We start from the raw sequence: 22,393 nt of genomic DNA on the forward strand, positions 1-22,393 counted from the left end.
AAAGTGAACATCGTTAGTTTAATTTTAGTCGTCATCTTAGGTATCCTGCACATCGGCATTATGGGGTTGGAAATGTTTGCGTCACCGGCCACCCAGGCTAAGAGCTTCGGTATGCCAGAACGCTTTGTTCACCAACCAGAGGCGCAAACGGCGCTGAAAAATCAAGGCATCTATAACGGGATGCTGGGCGTGCTGTTTCTGTTGAGTTTAGTGTTGTTTAGCGGTAGTGCGCAGGTGATGGCGTTCCGGCTGCTGAGTGCGTTTGTGCTGGTGGTTGGTTTGTATGGTGGGTTTACTGCCACGAAGAAAATCTTTTTGATTCAGGCGTTGCCGGGGTTGGTGGCGTTGGTGAGTTTGTTTGTTTAACCAGAAGTTGAAAAAGCGATTATGGCGGACGAATTGGTCCACTATAATCGCTTTTTTAGTCTAAAAATTGAGTTTTAAGAGTTCATCGTGCATAGCGGTTCGTCTTGGATACTGTGCGATCACTTTGGTCCGCCATTGGTCGGCAAGTTTCACGTTTCCCGTTTTGGCAAATGCCGTCAAAATTCGGCCAAGGTGGTAATAGGCACTACGCCTATTGGCACTCTGAACTCGGCTGTTAAGACAATTGAGAAACAATGCCGTGACCTGAGTTGGGTGACTTGGGTAGGCGGTTGCACCATTGGCAATCAATAATTCAAAGTCGTCAGGGTATTTAGATAACAGGGTAAACAATCGGTCATACTCGTGTTCATCCGTAAAGATTTCGGCCGCAGTGGTCGAAAAAACAGTCGTCATAATTCGGTTCAGCAAGTGCTCTCGTTGCGTGTCCCATAGTGAGGCCTGTTTGAGAACCCCACGAAGGGTTTGAAAAGCATCGAAGGTATCCTGTTCGAAAAACTTTTTCTCTAGAACACCAGCTAATTTTGGATAGTCCTGAATCTGACGGTAGTGCTCAATTAAGGATTCTTGCCATGCAAAAATACTACTCTGATCAGCGAGTCGTTCTAGTGATTGGAAATCAGCTTCTGCCTTAATAAGCGCTAGGCGTCTTTGCTGCATGCCTATATCAGCGAAATACAGTTCCGTAAACTGCTTAGCGGTTTCAACGTCCCCTTGTGCCAGTAAGAGATCGACGTGGAGGTCGTTGAGAACGGATGTCACGAATGGATAGGGGTTCGGATCATCTAAAGTTTGGGCATACTGGTTTGCAGCAGCTTCTAACGTTGGGCTATCATCGGGGCCAAAGAAGGTGAGAAAGCCATCGAGTGCACGGATGGGCGTTGGCCAAGGGTATTTGGTTGTGAACTGTTTAAAGTGAGTTAAGATGATTTTACGAATTTGGTTTTGAGTTGATTCGTTCAGAGCTTGAAGTAGTTGAACCTCAGTTTCAATGAGATTGGCAATACTATTCGTTGTAGCGTTGGGTTCGTACATCTCATTAAGTCGCGTTCGTGTCATGCTGAGTAGTAGCACTTCCGGTAGAAACGCTAGTGGGTCTGTTGATAATCGATCGATGAGGGTGGTGACGTAGCGTTTAATGTCATCGAGATCATCATCGAAGTCCTCTTGCTCATCGAAATATAAATCGTCAGTGTAATAATCGTCAGCGTCAAAGTAATGGTCTTCGCTAAGATGTTCCGTAAATCCAGTTAAATTGAATGGTGGTTGAGTGGTTTGTTTCGGCGGTAGATATTGTTCGATTAGCGAGTGACCGATGATGTCATTTTGATTGGCGATGTCGAGAATTTTATCGATTAGATCTGCTTTTTTGAGCTTATTCAGCGCCTGTCTTAGGGCGTTGGTATCGGTAATCAGCATGGATGGCCTCCTGGGTGTTTGTTCTAGATAGGACTAAGTTACCGGAATATCGCGTTTGATGCAACCCGAGCTATGGGGCAATGAGAAACTAATTGACCGCTGCGTTTGAAAAATGCTACCTTAAACTTGAGAGAAAGCTATCGAAACGGGGAGAAATCGTGAATCCAACTATCAACTTAATCAGAAACCACGTATCAGTCAGATCGTTTACGGATGAGACACTATCAGCAGACCAAATCAAAACGCTAGTCTTAGCAGCACAGGCGGCCTCAACCGCCAGTTATCAGCAGGCCTATGCCATCATCGGCATCGATGATCCGGCGCTACGGCAAAAAATCATGCCACTAGCTGATGGCCAATCTTTTGTAGGCAAGGGTGGCAATCTGTTCATCTTCTGTGGTGATTTTAACCGCCACGCTAAAATGGCTGAACGGGTGGCTATTCCGATCACTGAGACGATTGAAGGGATCGATGCCGTCATGGTAGGTGCCATTGACGCGAGTTTGGCAGCACAAAACATGGTGATTGCGGCTGAGTCGATGGGACTGGGTGTTTGTTTTTCGGGTGGCATTCGTGATGGTATCGAAGGTATTTCGCCACTACTTAACATCCCTGACCACGTCACGCCACTGTTTGGCCTCGTGATTGGTTATCCGACCGAGAAGAACGACTTGAAGCCTCGACTGCCGTTTGAGGAAGTCTACCACGTCAACGGTTATCAGCAGAAACCGGCTGAATTGATGGCCAAATACGAGGAGGAGACCGCCCACTACTACGCGACTCGAAATGGTCACAAGAAGCCGGGTTCGTGGGCCCAAACGGCACTGGGAAGTTTACGGCGCTTGCCGCGGACGTTTATGAAGGACTATTTGAACCGGCATGGCTGGGCAAAACACTAATGGGAGTGAACAACATGCAAATTGAAACTGTGAGTAACGCAACGTTAGCATCGAGTTTAGAAGTGATCACTACGGCGTTTGCAACCGCATCCTATTCGGACGGCCACGAAGCAGAGTTGGTTGCAGCATTACGGCAAAGTGAACACTATCATCCAGAGTTCGACGTGGTTGCAATCGTTGATGGACAGGCTGTTGGACATGCGTTGCTGAGTGAAGCGCGGGTTGGTGCTGATGAGGCACTCGTGTTGATATTAGCACCGCTGGCGGTTTTGCCGGCGTATCAGAGTCGAGGAATTGGTGGTGCGTTAATTCGGGAGTTGGAATTGCGGGCGGCCGATTCGCGGTTTTTGGCGATTTCGATTTTGGGTGATCCGGACTACTATGGACGGTTTGGATATCGGTCCGCTGTTGAGTTTGGGGTGACGGCGCCGATGGCTGTTGAGTCGAAGTATTTTATGTTGAAGGCGTTGGGTGATGGGCGACTGGATGGGGTTGCTGGGGAGTTGGTTTATGATCCAGCGTTTGGTATTTAGATGAAATGAAAAAATCCGCTCAAAGTCAGTGATTGGCTTTGAGCGGATTTTTGAGTTGAATTTTGGTTTACCGAACAACGATGACGGATGCGGTAGATTCACGGACAACCGCTGCCGCAACGTGACCGACACGGTGGTGATGTGAGCCAAGTACGATAAGGTCTGGTTCGAAATCAGGAATCAAAGTATCGAGTAAGACGTGTTCTGGTCGGCCTTCACCAAGTCGTTTTTCGGCATTTTCAACACCGAATTCTTTGGCTTTTGCGAGGTAGGTATCAAGGTGCGCTGAAATTTCAGCCCGGCGTTGATCAAGTACGTCAGGTGATAGTGATTGAAAAATGTTCATGTCGCCAGTTTCTAGAACGGAAACGATGGCGAGTGGCAGGTTGGCCATTTTTGCAATCGTGCAGGCGTAGTTGAATGCCTTTTGTGATGAAATATCGTCGTCATCATCGACGGCTAGTAGTACACGATGTGGATACATTGAAGTGACTTTAAAGTCGTTTTCGGTAAGCATTGGGTTCCTCCAAATAGTTGTTTTGTTTCTCTATGTGTTAATCATATCATGGATGAGATTAGATTCAAGTGATTTTTAGGCATGCCGAATAATTGTTTTTGCTATTGATTGAGATATTGGAATGCTAAAATATTTAAGTGGAAAAAGAAAGCGCTTTCAACTGACTATATTCGGGCTTATATTGAATTTATCGAACAGTAAGATAATACTGAATCTTTTACGCAATCAATGATAGTGAGAGTGAATAAGATGGTATATGACGAATCAGATTATTTAATGATTTCGGGATTGCAACACTTTGTATTTTGCAGACGACAATGGGCATTAATTCACGTAGAGCAAGCGTGGCAGGACAACGTATTGACCTTCGAGGGACAACAGCTGCATCATAAAGCGGATCAACCAGAGATTCGGGAACATCGCGGCGATACGGTTGTTATTCGAGCACTACCCGTTCATTCAGTTGAGTATGGATTAACGGGTATTTGTGATGTCGTTGAGTTTAAACGTCAAGCAGAAGGAATTAAAATTCAACAAGCAACTGGAACTTATCAGCCGATTCCGGTTGAGTATAAGCACGGTCATAAAAAATATGATTCATCAGATGCGTTACAGTTACTTGGCGAAGCGATTTGTTTAGAAGAGATGTTAGGGTGCGCCATTGATAGTGGTGATGTTTTTTATCAAGAAACCCGACGACGAGAAACGATTCCGTTTACACCAGAGTTGCGAACGCAGTTTAAGCAAGTCGTTGCGGAAATGCATCAATATTGGCAACGGCGGTACACGCCCAAGGTAAAAACGGGCGCTTGGTGTCGTAGTTGTTCACTAAAAGAAATTTGCTTACCTGAAATGATGAAAAAACAATCGGTTTCAAGTTATCTGAGAAAGAAGCTGAGTGAATGAGACGTCTGTTAAATACACTATATATTACACAACCGGAGTCATATTTGATGCTGGATGGTGGCAATGTATCCGTCAGTGTAGATCATCAACTAATTGGCAAAATTCCGTTGATTAATTTGGAAGGTATCGTGACGTTTGGTCGATCAGGTGCCAGTCCAGCGTTGATGCAGGAATGCCTATCACAGAACATTGCGCTTTCGTTCTTATCACCTCACGGAAAATTTATTGGTCGGGTTGTCGGACCAAGTTACGGCAACGTTGTTTTGAGAAAAACACAGTATGCACGGTCGTTTGATAAAGAGCAGAGTTGTGAAATTGCTCGAAACTTTATTATCGGTAAACTCTATAATCAACGTTGGCAACTGGAACGAATGACCAGAGATCACGGATTAGTAGTTGATGTAGACGAGTTCAAAGCAGTTTCTAAAAAATTAAATGAAACACTTCAAACGTTGTCTGAGGTTAACGACTTAGAAACACTACGAGGAATTGAAGGTAATGCCGCGACACAGTATTTTGCATTGTTTCCGAAGATGGTTTTACAACAACGGGATGACTTTAAGTTTAATGGGCGTAATCGCCGACCTCCGAAAGATAGAGTAAATGCGCTGTTATCTTTCGCGTATACGCTATTGGCTCACGATGTTGCATCAGCGCTTGAAACGGTTGGACTTGATGCTTACGTTGGCTTTATGCATCAAGATCGACCAGGGAGAATGTCTCTGGCCCTAGATGTTATGGAAGAATTGAGAGGTGTTTTTGCAGACCGGTTTGTCTTGCGGCTAATTAACCGTCAAGTCATTAAAGCAGATCAATTTGTGATGGCAGAAAGCGGCGCAGTCACTTTGAAGGATGATGCCAGAAAACTATTTTTAAGCGAATGGCAAAAACGGAAGCAGGAACAAATTGTCCACCCCTATCTCGGTGAAAAAATTATGTGGGGACTTGTGCCGTTTTGTCAGGCAATGTTATTGGCGCGTTATTTGCGTGGTGATTTAGATGAATATCCACCGTTTTTATGGAAGTGAGGTTGGTTATGTATGCTGATTGTTGCAGCCTATGATATTTCGATTACTTCTGATGGCGGTCCAAGACGCCTAAGTAAAGTTGCGAAGATTTGTTCACGGTACGGCCGACGGGTACAGAATTCGGTTTTCGAGTGTAATATTGACACTCTGGCGTTTACTAAGATGCGGGCAGAGTTAGATGCAGTTGTTGATTTGAATCGAGATAGCTTGCGGTTTTATAATCTTGGAAAACATTATCAGTCTAAGATTATTCATGAAGGGACGAAGGATGTTCAGGATATTGAGGATCCTTTGATATTGTGAGAATTAGTTTTTCCAGACTACGGTAGATAATAGTATTGCTTATAAATTAATATTGAGGCACTATAGTATAGTTAGCATGCTATAGACGTCCATCAGGGATGAACATCTACGGTGTGTCGCATTTGACTATAAGTGCGTGAATTGAAATGTTTTTAAGGTTTACTGTAGTTAAGTATGGACGTTTTAAACCTTAGTTTTAACCTAAGTTGAAATTTTTAGACGTCCAATGAAAAAACTAATCCAAATTTTGGGTTAGTTTTTTTATTTTCTCTAGAGGTATCTAATTGAGGATGTCTTTGAAGATTAAGTGCAAAAATAACGATGAAAATCGTAATTGAATATGGTATGATGACCTTGGTTGATTAGACCTTAAAAACGAACTAAGATATTGACGATTCTGTTAATTTGAAATTGTAGGATGTTTGACTGAAGGAGGAATAAAAGTGAAAAATTGCGTAATTTACGCGAGTATTCTTCAAGAAAATCAATATCGTGATTTAGAAAGTCAAATAAGTTTTCTTCAGGGGTTTGCAAAGGGAAAAGGGGATACGATTAACAAGGTTTTGTTTGATGTTGGGAAAGACTTTAACCGTACTAATTGGTGTCTTTTAATGGGGCAAGTATTCAAGAAAAATATTAGTCGGATTTATGTTACGACGCCAGATCGATTTATTACGCAAAGTTTTGACCGGTTTCTACAACTTTGTAATAGTTATGGCACAGAAATTGTAATTGCTGACAAATAAAAAAATAAAAATCAATTTATTTACGTAGTTTTGGGTAACAAGTAGCTTTTATGAAAAAAGGAGTAATTATGCGACAAATTGAATTTCAAATTAACAAAATGCGTAGTTCGATAACGGAAAATGAATTCGAAATAAGTTGCACATTTGAATGTAATTCAAATGATTTGAGTAGGGATGGACCTATTCATACGAAACTACATGCTTAGAAATTGAAAATGGTGATAAAAGTAATTTTTTAGCCCAAATGGTGCAGAATCTGTGCCAGTTACAGACGGAGGTACTTTATGGCATATGAAAACAATACAGTCGAATTTGAAGTTTTCGGCAGAGAAGCACTATTTTCAGACCCATTATCCCGCGGAGGCGAAAAACTCAGTTACAGCGTGCCAACGTACCAATCATTGATTGGTATTTCAGAAAGCATTTACTGGAAACCTGGACTAATATTCCGCATTGATAAAGTAAGGATAATGAATGAAATTAGTGTTACATCAAAAGCAGTTAGACCATTTGATAAGCGATTAGCGCTAAATCACAATACGTTGGCATACTATTCATATTTAGCAAACGTAAGATATCAAGTTCAAGCACATATTGAATGGAATTTACAACGTAGTGATTTAGCAAATGATCGTAATTATAAAAAACACTTAGCTATCTTTAACAGAGCGCTAAAGGCTGGTGGTAGACGCGATATATTCCTTGGTACTCGAGAATGCCAGGGGTATGTTCGCCCAATGACGTTTGGAATGAATGATGGTTATTATGATGATCAAGATGCCTTTCCTGTGGGATTGATGTTTCATGGGTATAACTACCCAAATGAAACCGGAAATAGTATGCTTGAAGCTCGATTTACACGACCAATTATGCGTCACGGCGTTATTGAATTTGAGCAACCGCAAGATTGTACAATTGTACGGCCAATTCGAGAAATCAAAGATGTTGGTGGACATGATTTAACTCGATTTGAGTCTGTAGATGATTTGGATAAAAGATTACGAGGAGGTGAATAAGTTGACGATTTTTCAGGATTTGGTGAAGGTTTACGATAATAACCAAAACCAAGCTGGTAAATTTGAAGTTGACCGATATGGTAAACAATATACATTATTACCTTCTAGTCATGTTTCCGTGAGTATACAGTTGGAGGTAACCCTAGATTCAAAAGGAAATTTTATAACGGCAAACAAAGTAAATAAAGATGATAAAACTACGGTGATTCCGGCAACTATTCAATCAGCTAACCGTTCTAATAAACCAGTGGCACACCCATTGCAAGATAAGATAAAGTATGTTGCCGGAGATTATGATCAATATGCTGTAGCGGATAAAGATGCCGCTAAATGTCGAAGCTTATATTATGAATTATTAGCTGAATGGGCAGAATCACCTCAATCTAATTCTAAAATTCAGGCTATTTATAATTACCAAAAGAAGAATTGTTTAATAGGTGATTTAGTTGAAACCGGTGAAATTGAATTAGACGATAAAGGGCAACTTAACCCAAAGGATAAGGATTTATTTGTGCGTTTTAATATTAATGATAAAGATCCGAATTCACCGGTAGTCTGGCAAGATCAAGTATTATTTCAATCTTGGATTGATTTTTACACATTAAAGTTGGTTGATACACAGCCGATTGATGTTGATTATTTGACAGGTGAACGTGTGCCAACAACTAAATTGAGTGAAAAAAATATCAATCCCGCAACAAGTGGTGCAAAATTAATATCAGCCAATGACGCCGCAAATTTCACTTATCGTGGTATTTTTCAGGGAGATGATTTTTATAGCGTGGGTTATGATTCATCTCAAAAAATGGTACATGCATTAAAATGGTTGATTCAACGTCAAGGATTAAAAAGCGGATCACGAGTATTTCTTTTTTGGATGGATAATCCCGATGACAATCGAGATGTAATGGCAGTTACGGGTAGTTGTATTGATGGACTTGCTTATTTAGATACGTTGGATGAACAGGAAAAAGACACCACTGTAGACGGATTAGATTATTTAGATTCAATCAGTGAGGAAGATAGTACTGATACTGACGATTCTCACCCAGAAACGGGAGCGTCAATTGCTAAGGCGTATCGGAGACGTATTCAAGGCTATTCAGATAAGTTAGATGAACGCGGTACTGTTCATGCTATGTTTTTAGATGCTGCAACTACCGGTCGAATGGCCACTGTTTATTTTAATGACATGGTCGGTGGAACCTTCAAAAAGAACTTAGAATTATGGACAAATAATTGCGTTGCAGTTTTAGCTGGTCAAAGGATATGGCAACCTAGTGCCCGAGCGTTAGTTCGCAGTACGTATACTAATGGTCGCGGTGGCCAACGTACCGATGTTATTGAAAAACAAGCATTAAGTCGAATTATTATTAATATCATAAACGGTCAATCAATTTCTGATGATTTACTGAGAACACTGTATATTAAGATTCTTCATCCGCAAAGCTACGAAAAATTGAAGCAGTGGCAAAATGATCTATACACATACACCGCAGTTGATTTTTATAATTATAGTGTACGAGGAGGTAAACCAAACATGACATTAAATCGAGCAGAAACAGATCGATCTTATCTGTATGGTAGATTGTTAGGAATTGCTGACGATGTCGAAAGTAAGGCACTTGAGTTAAAACGGCGGAAAAATAGTAACGTTTCAGATAGAATGACGACCGCATTAAGATTTTTTACCAATTTTGCTGAAAGACCTGCAACAACTTGGACTCGAATTTTACAGAGCCTAATTCGTTCATCATTCCCGCAAATTAAAAATGAAGAACAAATCTATTACAAACAAGAAATTAAGGAAATTTCAAATTTTTTAAATGATTTAAATGATGACCAGCCGTTAAATAATAGCTATGTTAAAGGATTTATGCACCAACAAGTGGCTGACGATGATTATATGGCATCACTTAAAGCGGAAAAACATTCCAAGGAGGAATAATACGATGACAGAATTAAAACACAAAATTGATTTTTCACTAATTATTGGTGTTAAAAATGCAAATCCTAACGGTGATCCATTAGACGGAAACCGTCCGAGAGTGAATGCAGATAATTATGGCGAAATTAGTGACGTTGCCATCAAGCGTAAAATTCGGAATCGTTGGCAGGATATGAACAAACCGATTTTAGTTCAGATGCAAGAGCGGGTTAAAGATGGTGTCATGAACATTCGTGATCGGGTTAAAATGAGCGAGTCGGTACAGGAGGCCATTAAGGCAAAGAAAGAGAAGAAGAATCATTGGCGTGATGAATTTATTGGTGCTGCTTGCAAAGAGTGGTTAGATGTCAGAGCATTTGGGCAAGTCATGCCATTTTCTAAAAAGAGTCTTAATGACGGTCTTGATGGTGTTTCAATTGGTATTCGTGGACCTGTATCAATTCAAGCAGCGTACACAACTGAACCTATCATGATTAAAGAAGAACAGATTACAAAATCGATTAATTTGGAACCAGGTGAGGGCAAGGGGAGTGACACGATGGGAACAAAAGCCGCCGTACCTTTCGCTGTATATCAGTGTAATGGTTCCATTAATGTTGAGCAGGCACAACAAACTGGTTTTAGTGTGGAAGACGCTGAGGATTTGAAACAAGCCCTAAGAACTTTATTTGTAAATGATTCCTCATCGGCTCGTCCAGAGGGATCAATGGCCGTTCTGAAATTGGTTTGGTGGGAACACAGCACAATGCTAGGGAAAGTACCGCCATATGTGTTACATGACCTTGTTAGTGCGAAGGTTAATGCTGGTGTCAATAAATTTAGCGAAGTTGAAATTTCGATTGGTGAACCAGATGATATGACTGGAATTACTCGGGATGTCATTGATGGATATTAAAATCCACGTTTTATGGATGGTGCGAAGGTAAAGTGCACATGTATTTTAAGAGGGTTTCGCACCGATAATATATGACAATTTAGAGTTTAAAGTTAATTGAGCGGCTTTAAATTGTTGATTAGTTTAAGTATTAGGCTACATCTAGTGATAAGTTATTTTTAAACACTAGATGTAGCACGTGCCTCTTCGTAGGAGGTACGTGAATTGAAATACTTAATTGTGATGCGGGAACTTTGACAGTAGTTCGTGCCTCTTCGTAGGAGGTACGTGAATTGAAATCAGCATTTGAGCCTTGCCGGAACCATCGGAGTAACGTGCCTCTTCGTAGGAGGTACGTGAATTGAAATTCGTGTAATTTAGTGTTGACAGTTATGTAATCATCGTGCCTCTTCGTAGGAGGTACGTGAATTGAAATTGCAGGTCAAGGGTGATTCGTTTGCCAAGATTGTCGTGCCTCTTCGTAGGAGGTACGTGAATTGAAATCAAGTATTTCCCAGTTAATCCCCGATTGTAGGGAACGTGCCTCTTCGTAGGAGGTACGTGAATTGAAATAACAATCCTTTAGTCGACACTGGGAAGTTGCATGACCGTGCCTCTTCGTAGGAGGTACGTGAATTGAAATGTACAAAAATGTTTTGTTGACCGAAACAGATTTTCGTGCCTCTTCGTAGGAGGTACGTGAATTGAAATCCCAACTGGAGTGGTGATGATCGCAACTGGACCTCGTGCCTCTTCGTAGGAGGTACGTGAATTGAAATGACAGCGTAAGTGTAGTATGAGTTAGAGTTAAACCGTGCCTCTTCGTAGGAGGTACGTGAATTGAAATCTATATAAACCCCAAAAACGGCGACAAGCGCCGATCGTGCCTCTTCGTAGGAGGTACGTGAATTGAAATAGGCATTGATTGCTGAAATGGCTCCGGCCTATGACGTGCCTCTTCGTAGGAGGTACGTGAATTGAAATAAGACGCAACTGTAGCGACAGGGTTTCAACCATCGTGCCTCTTCGTAGGAGGTACGTGAATTGAAATAAAAAACACACTGGAAGCGGGAACGATATATAACGCGTGCCTCTTCGTAGGAGGTACGTGAATTGAAATCAAAGAATCAGATGAAAAATATCGACTTATATAACCGTGCCTCTTCGTAGGAGGTACGTGAATTGAAATACGAATTTGTTTAGATGCTTGGATAAGAACTCCGCGTGCCTCTTCGTAGGAGGTACGTGAATTGAAATAATTATCCTTTTTCGTTCAGCCTTGTAGACTTTACCGTGCCTCTTCGTAGGAGGTACGTGAATTGAAATAATCACTTGGAATGAAGCCATTGCGGAAGTTAAGCGTGCCTCTTCGTAGGAGGTACGTGAATTGAAATAAATTTGTAGTGAGTAATTCTGGGTACGTTGACCGCCGTGCCTCTTCGTAGGAGGTACGTGAATTGAAATGGCGCGTGGTGGCTGCATCAGCGTCACTGACCTGCGTGCCTCTTCGTAGGAGGTACGTGAATTGAAATAAACGCGCCGTCTACAAACGCTTCCGGCTTGTCGGTCGTGCCTCTTCGTAGGAGGTACGTGAATTGAAATGGTAATCGTGCCATACGGCGATTCGGCGACTAGCCCGTGCCTCTTCGTAGGAGGTACGTGAATTGAAATCATCATCACCAATGCTCACATTAAACACGGTACCGTCGTGCCTCTTCGTAGGAGGTACGTGAATTGAAATTTTTCGGTGTAGCTCACCTTGAAAATGTAGCCCCGTGCCTCTTCGTAGGAGGTACGTGAATTGAAATAATGGGTGATACCTACCAGCGTTTCGGGGACCAACCGTGCCTCTTCGTAGGAGGTACGTGAATTGAAATCGCTAACCCTTGAAGCACTGATTACTCAGTTGCGTCGTGCCTCTTCGTAGGAGGTACGTGAATTGAAATACCGCGTCCACACAATCATCAATTCGGCGCTTATCGTGCCTCTTCGTAGGAGGTACGTGAATTGAAATTTTCACCTGCGCTTCGATTTGGTCGGCGGTCATGACGTGCCTCTTCGTAGGAGGTACGTGAATTGAAATCCAGTAACGGTCAAAGTCCAGCTCGAACGGTGTCCGTGCCTCTTCGTAGGAGGTACGTGAATTGAAATAAACAACTTGGCGCCTAAAGCGTGTTGTTGAAAGTCGTGCCTCTTCGTAGGAGGTACGTGAATTGAAATACACACAATTATTGGCAAGTTCAGCAATCGAAGACCGTGCCTCTTCGTAGGAGGTACGTGAATTGAAATGTGAGCATAAATAGCCCACGATTTAGCAACAAACTTCGTGCCTCTTCGTAGGAGGTACGTGAATTGAAATCAGCCCAATAAATGTAGCTGTGACCAAAGCTATTCCGTGCCTCTTCGTAGGAGGTACGTGAATTGAAATGAGGAGGCTGCGGGCATGACGTGGGATAACCTCGACGTGCCTCTTCGTAGGAGGTACGTGAATTGAAATGCTTCAAAGGGACCGACAAGTCCCGGAAAATGAACGTGCCTCTTCGTAGGAGGTACGTGAATTGAAATAAAAGCCGGTTGAGGGGTCATCCATGACCCACAAATCGTGCCTCTTCGTAGGAGGTACGTGAATTGAAATTTTTAGCCACCCTCCGGAAAGGGGGCCGTTTTATCGTGCCTCTTCGTAGGAGGTACGTGAATTGAAATCCGTAATCGCGTGTGATTAAACCGGGTTGACCGACCGTGCCTCTTCGTAGGAGGTACGTGAATTGAAATGTCCATAGGTATATCCGTAAGCGATAGATTATCCTCGTGCCTCTTCGTAGGAGGTACGTGAATTGAAATTAACCAGAGTAGTAACAGAATCAAGTGTAAAAAGCGTGCCTCTTCGTAGGAGGTACGTGAATTGAAATTACGCGCATTAAAAGGATCAGGGCAATCACTACGCCGTGCCTCTTCGTAGGAGGTACGTGAATTGAAATCGGGTTGGTATCAACTGTTGGAACATCTGCAACTACGTGCCTCTTCGTAGGAGGTACGTGAATTGAAATCGGCACCAAAAGTGGGCACACCACAGGTGCCACAGCGTGCCTCTTCGTAGGAGGTACGTGAATTGAAATTGGGGGATTGGGGGTTAGGGTCCCAGTGTCAAGCCGTACCTCTTATAGGAGGTACGTGAATTGAAATTCCGCTTGTGCAGAGGTTATCCTTTGAGGGGAAAACATTCTAAAATCAGTTTTTATGTTCAAAGGTAAACTATAATTTGATTGATACGGTATGTTGTTTAGATGATAAAAAGGAGATTATACCTATGAACTATATCGCTCATATCGGTCGAGATGATGATCGAACGCAATCACTAAGTGAACATCTGATTACTGTTCGTACGATGTGTGAAGAGTGGGGACAAACTATTGGGTTAGAACATGTATGTGGTTTAGCTGGGTTGCTCCATGATATGGGAAAATTTAGTGATGATTTTCAACAATATATTCGAAGGGCACATCGAAAAGACCCACGTGCAGTTCGAGGTTCAGTGGATCATTCTTCTGCTGGTGGTATTTGGCTAATGCAAAAGTTTCAGAAGGAAACTAACCCCGAACGACGGCATTTTGCCGAATTACTTGCCGAATTAGTTGGTAATGCAATATACGCGCATCATAATCCTGCGGGGGCATTAGATTACAACGGATTTTTGTCACAATCAGCTGATGGAAAGCAACCGGTTTTGAAAAATAAGTATCCTTTTTTGGAACGGATGGATAAACTTAATGATCCTGATTATGGAAAAGCTTATTCGGAAAGCAAAGAACGCTTTTTGACAATTGTTAATCAATCAGAGTTTAACGAATATTATGATAAAGCGTTGAAGGAACTCCAAAAGATTGGACTGCATCAGTTAATTGACAATCAGTATTTTTACTTACGATTTATACTAAGTACCATTATTGATGCGGATCATACTGATACAGCAGATTTTGAGACAAAAGCCCCAAAGCGAAAGCCAACGCCTTCTAATTGTATATTAAAACATTACTATAAAGTGAACGAAAAGGTAGTAACGCAGCAGATTCGAGATAATCAAAGAATTGCTTCAAAACAACTGAAACGTTTGAACGCATTACGTCAAGAGATGTCGGATGCCTGTGTGGAAGTGGATAGTATGCATAATGGTATTTATACACTTTCTGTACCAACTGGCGGAGGAAAAACGTTTTCTAGTCTACGTTTTGGGCTTAATAAGGCAAGTAAGAGTGAAACGGAGCGATTAATATATATTGTGCCCTTTACGACAATTATTGAACAGAATGCAGATGCTATCCGTGACCGTTTGAATGGCGATTCGAAAAATTCGGCAAATATTTTAGAGTATCATTCTGCAGTAAATGACGTTGCAAAAGACGTGGCTGACCATGCAAAAAGTGATGCACAAGGAAAAATCATGGATGGTTCTAATTTAGATACAGCCTTTTACTATATGCGTGATACGTGGGACGCACCGATCATTTTAACAACTCAGGTGGCATACTTGGATGCACTTTTTGGTAGTGGTAGTAAGAATATTCGACATATGCATCGTTTGGTTAATTCAGTATTGATATTTGATGAAATACAGGCCATGCCGTTGAAATGTATTGGTTTGAATAATTTAGCAATGACATGGTTGAGTAAGTGTAAAACAACTAGTTTACTTTGTACGGCAACACAACCAGCGTTAGAAAACGTGAAAAATGGTAATGAGAGTGATAAGAATGGTGAGGTTCATGGAATTACCATTGAAAAAGAAATTGTTCCTGATTTACCAACAGTAGAAGAAGCTTTTAAACGAGTCGAAATCGTTCCGGATTTTACGCAATTATATGATTTGACAGCCCTAATGAACTTAATTGATGAACGGTTGAAAACAGCACATAGTCTATTGGTGATTTTAAACACTAAATCAGCGGTGAAATCGGCTTATGAGGCTTTCCAAGACGGAGAAGATGCAATTAAATATCATTTATCAACGTCAATGTGTCAGAAAAATCGACAATATAAATTTGCCCAAATTAAGGAATCCTTGGCGCAAATTGATAATCAGAAAGTAGTCGTTTTTTCTACGAACTTAATTGAAGCCGGGGTTGATTTAAGCTTTGAAGCGGTGATTAGATCATCTGCGGGGTTAGATAGCGTTATTCAAGCGGCGGGGCGGTGTAATCGAAACCACGAAACCGATATGGGAAAGGTTAATCTGATTAGATTGACGGATGACTTCGAACATTTGAATGGCTTACCTCAAATCCAACTTGCTGCTGAAATTACGGAGATAATTGCGAAAGATAAATCCAATTTGGTTAATGGTAAACTGAATTTAATGACGGCATCAGTGATAAAGAACTTTTTTGAAGAGTTCTATAAACGCTGTAAATCACAACTTAGTTATCCCATTTTCGATCATCTCGATTTATATCATCTTATATATGGTGACCTTAGCAAGAAGGAGCATCCTAGCAAACAGATTATAAAGGCGTTAAGCGAACATGTGGGTACCCGGAAATCGACGATGTTGACGGTTTCATCACAAATTATCTCAAAATGTTTTAATGTGATTGATAGCCCAACTACAGATGTGATTGTAGAATATTCGACGGACATGGAAAAGAAGTCCGAAAATCAGACTGACGAAACCGAATCAACGGATATTGATAATGTTGGGGAGGCGGATAAGGAAAAACGTGATACTGAAAGTCATGATATTATCACAGCGTTAATTTCTGAAAAAAGTGAATTCGGGAAAATTTCTGCTTTGCTCAAAGCAGCTCGACCGTATACAGTATCCGTGTATGGGAATACAAAACAAGGGACTTTGAAGAAATTAATTGATGAAGGTGCAATTAGCTATTATGAAAAGCAGAATATCTGGGTAGCGCTTAGGGATGCGTATGATGTTAATTTGGGATTAGGAAGTAAAGTTAGTAGCAATTTTGACCCTAGTCAGTATATTTGTTGATCTTAGTGCGAACCTTATGTGCTCACGTATTTACAGAGGGATTCGCACCCAGAATATATGACATTTTTTAGCGTTGTTGTTTATTTTGGGTGTGTGCTATAGTTTTGTTTAGTAACGCCGTACGATATCTAGTGGTATGTTGACATTCGTCACTAGATTTTGCGGTCTCATCCTTCGTGGATGAGTGAATTGAAATACCACGATACAGGTTAATCATTGCTGTGTCAGAACGTCTCATCCTTCGTGGATGAGTGAATTGAAATCTTGACACCTTGTGCAACCATGTAACCCAATCCAAGCGTCTCATCCTTCGTGGATGAGTGAATTGAAATGTTTTAGCTTTGGTGTACTTAGTCTTATCTGAATGTCTCATCCTTCGTGGATGAGTGAATTGAAATAGAAACATCTCTATGACGATTAGAAATGGTCGCGTCTCATCCTTCGTGGATGAGTGAATTGAAATATCAAAAAAGAACCCCGCCAAGGTAATCCCTTGAAGTCTCATCCTTCGTGGATGAGTGAATTGAAATACAGTGAACCCGGGTACATCCACTTTATCGGAATGTCTCATCCTTCGTGGATGAGTGAATTGAAATATCTAAAACGTATGTTCTATACTCGATTTAAACGACGTCTCATCCTTCGTGGATGAGTGAATTGAAATGTTTTTAAATCTGCCGTGGTGACGATTCCCGTGCCACTCGTCTCATCCTTCGTGGATGAGTGAATTGAAATACCCGTTGCTACTTTAGCACCATCATCGGTTGGCGGTCTCATCCTTCGTGGATGAGTGAATTGAAATTACAGTGAGCTAGGGACCCATTGCGGGTATCGGAATGTCTCATCCTTCGTGGATGAGTGAATTGAAATGATGGTTAAATTAATGGCGTCAGACGCCTTTTCTTGTCTCATCCTTCGTGGATGAGTGAATTGAAATCTATCATGGCTTTACCAAACGCCGTAGAGGTGTCAAAGTCTCATCCTTCGTGGATGAGTGAATTGAAATCACATAATCGTCATAAATCATAAAGGCAAAATCGTAAGTCTCATCCTTCGTGGATGAGTGAATTGAAATGATACGAGTTTTATCGGCGCTTTCGGCCCGATCTTGTCTCATCCTTCGTGGATGAGTGAATTGAAATGATTTTTTAACGCTTACTCACAGGTAGGCGTTTTTGTCTCATCCTTCGTGGATGAGTGAATTGAAATATCAATCACCTCAACAACTGACCCGGTGGATATGTCTCATCCTTCGTGGATGAGTGAATTGAAATGATTATCAGCCCGCCCCTCAGCCTTGTTGGCGTCGTCTCATCCTTCGTGGATGAGTGAATTGAAATATGTGTCAGCCTCCAAGTAACCCTCAACCGTGATTGTCTCATCCTTCGTGGATGAGTGAATTGAAATAGTCTTACTCTCGCCATTACGTTCAACTCCCTTACGTCTCATCCTTCGTGGATGAGTGAATTGAAATTATGAGTATCACCAAAACACTAGATGGTCAGTATCAGTCTCATCCTTCGTGGATGAGTGAATTGAAATAGATGATGCCACATCTGTCACTTGCAGCAATTGAGTCTCATCCTTCGTGGATGAGTGAATTGAAATAACGCGGCGGCCGCGGTTAATGGCAAAACGGCACGTCTCATCCTTCGTGGATGAGTGAATTGAAATCGGACTGTCAGGTAAACTTTCAGTAATTAATACATCGTCTCATCCTTCGTGGATGAGTGAATTGAAATTGCCGTAGTCTCCACCTCTCTTACTATCCAGTCGGGTCTCATCCTTCGTGGATGAGTGAATTGAAATTTGGAGCATGGGACGCCTACGATACGCGCCCGCAATTGTCTCATCCTTCGTGGATGAGTGAATTGAAATAAAGAATACGAGTTGCACACGTCCGATAGGGGTGGTCTCATCCTTCGTGGATGAGTGAATTGAAATCATCAATGCTTGGTTGGTGAGGTCGATGTTTGAGTGTCTCATCCTTCGTGGATGAGTGAATTGAAATATAATCTTGAAATGACGCGATTTGTCCCGCGCCAAGTCTCATCCTTCGTGGATGAGTGAATTGAAATACTGTCAATCCCGCCACTGCGGGCTAAGGAGGCAACGTCTCATCCTTCGTGGATGAGTGAATTGAAATCGTTTTTATGACGGTCAACGGATCATATTTAGAATTGTCTCATCCTTCGTGGATGAGTGAATTGAAATAATGAGTGACGATGGCGTGGAAAACTTGGATAGGTCTCATCCTTCGTGGATGAGTGAATTGAAATGGCTTGTAATATGCAAAATAAATCTTGCCTAAGTCGTCTCATCCTTCGTGGATGAGTGAATTGAAATACGAATTGGTGGCCACCGCTACTAAACGACTTCGTGTCTCATCCTTCGTGGGATGAGTGAATTGAAATATTAAATCAAGCTTACAACCAAGGCATTATCGCGTCTCATCCTTCGTGGATGAGTGAATTGAAATAACTTGCCACCTCCTTTTGCCTACCCACCCACCACGTCTCATCCTTCGTGGATGAGTGAATTGAAATGTGTCGTCAATTAGTACGGGCACAAAACCAGAGCTGTCTCATCCTTCGTGGATGAGTGAATTGAAATCGATAAGACTAATTTGCGGAAGTTCAGCGCTATTTGTCTCATCCTTCGTGGATGAGTGAATTGAAATCAAACTCAATTTGGCGAAATCACTAAGGCGCAAGGTCTCATCCTTCGTGGATGAGTGAATTGAAATAATACAGTTCCGACTTTGCCAAGTATTTTGATAAGTCTCATCCTTCGTGGATGAGTGAATTGAAATCAGAACTAACAGATGAATTCGTGCAGTCACTATTTGTCTCATCCTTCGTGGCTGAGTGAATTGAAATGTGATAATCATCGATTCCACCGCCATCTTCGTAGGGTCTCATCCTTCGTGGATGAATGAATTGAAATCGTGCGCCTTAAATCGCTCCTTGTGTGCTACGCTTATCATCCTGAGTGGATGATAAATATAATATTTACTTTCAGGAATTGTATGATCTTTGGCTTACGGGATACACAAATTCAAATGCAAGACAATCACCCAACTCCAAGCGTATAATAATCTTATTCTAATCAACTCGGAGGTAACCAACTAAATGACAACACCAACACACTTCTATGAAAAGTTCCACCCATCAAACTACAACGTCTACCTAGATATCAACCGCGCCACCAAACTCATCAGCGGCCAAACCACCATCACCGGTGACGCCCTAACCACCGAAATCTCAATTCACCAAAAGGCCCTCAAGGTAACCAGCGTCCAATCTCAAAACACGGACGTCCCATTCACCACGGACGATGCAGCAGAAGCCATCAACATCACGCTGCCATCAACCGGTGAAACAACCTTGACCATCGACTACACCGCACCCTTAACCGACGCCATGATGGGCATTTACCCATCCTACTACGAAGTCAATGGTGAAAAGAAGCAAATCATCGGCACGCAATTCGAAACCACGTTTGCGCGCCAAGCTTTCCCATGTGTGGACGAACCAGAAGCCAAGGCCACTTTTGACTTGGCGTTGAAGTTCGACGAACACGAAGGCGAAACGGTATTAGCCAACATGCCCGAAAAGAAGGTTGAAGCCGGCGTGCACTACTTCGACACCACTGTGAAGATGTCCACTTACCTCGTTGCGTTCGCCTTTGGTGAATTACAAGGCAAGCAAACCACTACCAAGAGCGGCGTTCAAGTTGGGGTATTTGGCACTAAGGCGCACAAGGCTAACGAACTGGATTTTGCGTTAGACATTGCCAAGCGGTCAATTGAGTTCTACGAGGACTTTTACCAGACGCCATATCCACTGCCACATTCTTGGCAGTTGGCATTGCCTGACTTCTCTGCCGGTGCGATGGAGAACTGGGGCCTTGTGACTTACCGGGAAGCTTACTTACTGCTTGATCCAGACAACACCGCTTTGGATATGAAGCAGCTCGTTGCCACTGTGATTTCTCACGAACTGGCGCACCAGTGGTTTGGGGATCTCGTTACCATGAAGTGGTGGGATGATCTGTGGTTGAATGAAAGTTTTGCCAACATGATGGAGTACGTGGCCATCGATGCCTTGGAACCGGATTGGCACATCTGGGAAATGTTCCAGACGTCTGACGTTCCAGCAGCGCTGCAACGGGACGCTACGGATGGTGTTCAGTCGGTGCACGTTAGCGTTGAAGATCCGGCTGAAATTGACGCTTTGTTTGATAGCGCGATTGTTTACGCTAAGGGTGCGCGGATGCTGGTTATGGTGCGGTCATTGATTGGTGACGATGCCTTGCGGAAGGGCTTGAAGGCCTACTTTGCGGCGCACCGTTACGGCAACGCCACTGGTGCTGATCTTTGGGCTGCCTTGGGCGAAGCCTCGAACTTAGACGTTGGGGCCATCATGAACTCTTGGCTCGAACAACCCGGCTACCCAGTCGTGGACGCCAAGGTTGTCGATGGTCAATTGACCTTATCCCAGCACCAGTTCTTCGTGGGTGACGGCGTTGATCAAGACCGTAAGTGGCAAATTCCACTGAACGGCAACTACGCCGCAACGCCACAAATCATGAAGGACGCACAAGTGGTACTCGGCGATTACGCTGATCTTCGCCAACAAGCCGGTGAACCATTCCGCTTGAACGTAGGGAATGAATCGCACTTTATCGTGAACTACGATGATACGTTGCGGGCTGATTTGTTGACGACCAGTGCGGACTTAGACGCCATTTCGCAATTGCAACTGCTACAAGATCTACGGTTATTAGCTGACGGTCGCCAAGTATCTTACGCTGACTTAGTGCCATTGTTGAAGGACTTTGCTGAAAGTCCAGCTACGGTGGTCAATGCGGCCTTGTACCGAATCGCTGGAACGTTGACGCAGTTCGTCACCCCTGAATCGACTGAAGAGGCGCAATTACGCAAGTTGTATGATCAACTGAGTGCCAAGCAGGTGGCCCGTTTGGGTTGGACCCCACGCGCTGGTGAGTCTAACGACGACCAATTGACCCGGCCATACGTGTTGAGTGCGGCCTTGTACGCTAAGAACCCAGCTGCAATTGAGGCGGCACACCAGTTATTTACCGATAACCAAGCGAACTTAGGGGCACTGCCAGCTGATATTCGCGCAATGGTGCTGGCCAACGAAGTGAAGCACTACGGCTCAACCGAACTGTTTGATTCATTATTAAATGCCTACCGTCAAACGCCAGACGCCAGCTTCAAGTCTGCCATTCGCGCAGCTTTGACCAGCACGCCGGATGCAGCGCTGATCAAGCGGGTAATCGATGCCTTTGAAGACGCCGATACCATCAAGCCACAAGACTTGCGTGGTTGGTATCGCGGCGTGTTAGCTAACCCTAAGGGCGAACAGGCCGCTTGGAACTGGTTGCGCGATGACTGGTCATGGTTGGAAGCAACCGTTGGTGGGGACATGGAATTCAGTACCTATATCACGGTAACGGCTGGCATCTTCCATACTGCTGAGCGGTTGGCTGAGTTCAAGGCCTTCTTTGAACCTAAGATCAACACCCCAGGCTTAACCCGGGAAATTACGATGGACATTAAGGTCATCGGCAGTCGGGTTGACTTGGTTGAAGCTGAACAAGCAGCGGTCAACCAAGCGATTGCGGCTGAATTGAACTAACCGAAAAATGTTCATTGAATTAAGTTAATTGAATCTAACGCATCAAAGGACCTCGCAGTCATTGCGAGGTCCTTTTTAATTGCTTAATCAATTACCAAACGCTTATCGGTAACCCAGATGAAAAATTGTGAAAGGAATCGACATTTAGGGTCGTTTTGACCACCAAAA

Annotated in this window: 14 protein-coding genes and 3 CRISPR repeat arrays; of the genes, 12 read left to right on the forward strand and 2 right to left on the reverse strand. The window is 42.8% G+C overall.

All coding sequences use genetic code 11. From position 1 onward, the window contains the following. The first annotated feature begins 3 nt into the window (after nucleotides 1-3). Nucleotides 4-366 carry a DUF1304 domain-containing protein gene (locus tag ACYVR3_RS09630; protein WP_461244065.1) on the forward strand — a complete coding sequence of 121 codons (363 nt, stop codon included), beginning with the start codon at nucleotides 4-6 and terminating at the stop codon, nucleotides 364-366. A 60-nt stretch (nucleotides 367-426) separates the two neighbouring features. Here ACYVR3_RS09630 and ACYVR3_RS09635 read toward each other — a convergent pair whose 3' ends face one another. Next, on the reverse strand, nucleotides 427-1,803 hold the full coding sequence (locus tag ACYVR3_RS09635; protein ID WP_461244066.1) for a hypothetical protein: 1,377 nt from the start codon (nucleotides 1,801-1,803) through the stop codon (nucleotides 427-429). Nucleotides 1,804-1,961: 158 nt separating this feature from the next. Between ACYVR3_RS09635 and nfsA the strand changes: the two genes are divergently transcribed. Next, complete coding sequence (nfsA, locus tag ACYVR3_RS09640; protein ID WP_461244067.1) at nucleotides 1,962-2,702, forward strand: oxygen-insensitive NADPH nitroreductase; 741 nt, start codon at nucleotides 1,962-1,964, stop codon at nucleotides 2,700-2,702. A 14-nt stretch (nucleotides 2,703-2,716) separates the two neighbouring features. Then, a complete protein-coding gene (locus ACYVR3_RS09645) occupies nucleotides 2,717-3,235 on the forward strand; it encodes a GNAT family N-acetyltransferase (protein ID WP_461244068.1) in 519 nt (172 codons plus the stop codon). Nucleotides 3,236-3,302: 67 nt separating this feature from the next. On the opposite strand, the gene ACYVR3_RS09650 is transcribed toward ACYVR3_RS09645, so the two are convergent. Next, on the reverse strand, nucleotides 3,303-3,752 hold the full coding sequence (locus tag ACYVR3_RS09650) for a universal stress protein (RefSeq protein ID WP_054736931.1): 450 nt from the start codon (nucleotides 3,750-3,752) through the stop codon (nucleotides 3,303-3,305). 249 nt (nucleotides 3,753-4,001) lie between these two features. On the opposite strand from ACYVR3_RS09650, the gene cas4 reads away from it, so the two are divergent. The 9 genes from cas4 to ACYVR3_RS09695 all read left to right on the forward strand — a co-directional run bounded on the left by cas4 (nucleotide 4,002) and on the right by ACYVR3_RS09695 (nucleotide 22,225). Further along, nucleotides 4,002-4,658, forward strand: coding sequence for a CRISPR-associated protein Cas4 (gene cas4, locus ACYVR3_RS09655; RefSeq protein ID WP_461244069.1), 657 nt, complete (start codon nucleotides 4,002-4,004; stop codon nucleotides 4,656-4,658). Beyond that, a complete protein-coding gene (cas1c, locus tag ACYVR3_RS09660) occupies nucleotides 4,655-5,686 on the forward strand; it encodes a type I-C CRISPR-associated endonuclease Cas1c (RefSeq protein ID WP_461244070.1) in 1,032 nt (343 codons plus the stop codon). Before cas4 ends, cas1c begins: the two co-directional genes overlap by 4 nt. 12 nt (nucleotides 5,687-5,698) lie before the next feature. Beyond that, nucleotides 5,699-5,989: a CRISPR-associated endonuclease Cas2 gene (gene cas2 / locus ACYVR3_RS09665; RefSeq protein WP_461244071.1), complete on the forward strand. Its 291-nt coding sequence runs from the start codon at nucleotides 5,699-5,701 to the stop codon at nucleotides 5,987-5,989. A gap of 443 nt (nucleotides 5,990-6,432) precedes the next feature. Beyond that, nucleotides 6,433-6,735 (forward strand): IS607 family transposase, encoded by a 303-nt coding sequence (locus ACYVR3_RS09670; protein WP_461244072.1) that lies wholly within the window; start codon nucleotides 6,433-6,435, stop codon nucleotides 6,733-6,735. A 284-nt stretch (nucleotides 6,736-7,019) separates the two neighbouring features. Beyond that, the gene (cas5c, locus tag ACYVR3_RS09675) at nucleotides 7,020-7,751 is read left to right on the forward strand and encodes a type I-C CRISPR-associated protein Cas5c (RefSeq protein ID WP_461244073.1); all 732 of its coding nucleotides are present in this window, start codon (nucleotides 7,020-7,022) and stop codon (nucleotides 7,749-7,751) included. A gap of 1 nt (nucleotide 7,752) precedes the next feature. Continuing rightward, entirely contained in the window at nucleotides 7,753-9,699 is a 1,947-nt protein-coding gene (gene cas8c, locus ACYVR3_RS09680) for a type I-C CRISPR-associated protein Cas8c/Csd1 (RefSeq protein ID WP_461244074.1), read from the forward strand. 4 nt (nucleotides 9,700-9,703) lie between these two features. Continuing rightward, on the forward strand, nucleotides 9,704-10,594 hold the full coding sequence (cas7c, locus tag ACYVR3_RS09685) for a type I-C CRISPR-associated protein Cas7/Csd2 (RefSeq protein WP_461244075.1): 891 nt from the start codon (nucleotides 9,704-9,706) through the stop codon (nucleotides 10,592-10,594). A gap of 177 nt (nucleotides 10,595-10,771) precedes the next feature. Next, a CRISPR array of direct repeats spans nucleotides 10,772-13,689; the repeat unit is 34 nt; unit sequence CGTGCCTCTTCGTAGGAGGTACGTGAATTGAAAT. 191 nt (nucleotides 13,690-13,880) lie between these two features. Beyond that, on the forward strand, nucleotides 13,881-16,559 hold the full coding sequence (cas3, locus tag ACYVR3_RS09690; protein ID WP_461244076.1) for a CRISPR-associated helicase Cas3': 2,679 nt from the start codon (nucleotides 13,881-13,883) through the stop codon (nucleotides 16,557-16,559). A gap of 164 nt (nucleotides 16,560-16,723) precedes the next feature. After that, nucleotides 16,724-18,906: direct repeats of the CRISPR family, unit length 32 nt; unit sequence GTCTCATCCTTCGTGGATGAGTGAATTGAAAT. A gap of 100 nt (nucleotides 18,907-19,006) precedes the next feature. Beyond that, a CRISPR array of direct repeats spans nucleotides 19,007-19,505; the repeat unit is 32 nt; unit sequence GTCTCATCCTTCGTGGATGAGTGAATTGAAAT. Between the two features lie 185 nt (nucleotides 19,506-19,690). Next, nucleotides 19,691-22,225 (forward strand): M1 family metallopeptidase, encoded by a 2,535-nt coding sequence (locus tag ACYVR3_RS09695; RefSeq protein ID WP_461244077.1) that lies wholly within the window; start codon nucleotides 19,691-19,693, stop codon nucleotides 22,223-22,225. Nucleotides 22,226-22,393: the final 168 nt, after the last annotated feature.

It is taken from the genome of Secundilactobacillus muriivasis, assembly GCF_054785195.1.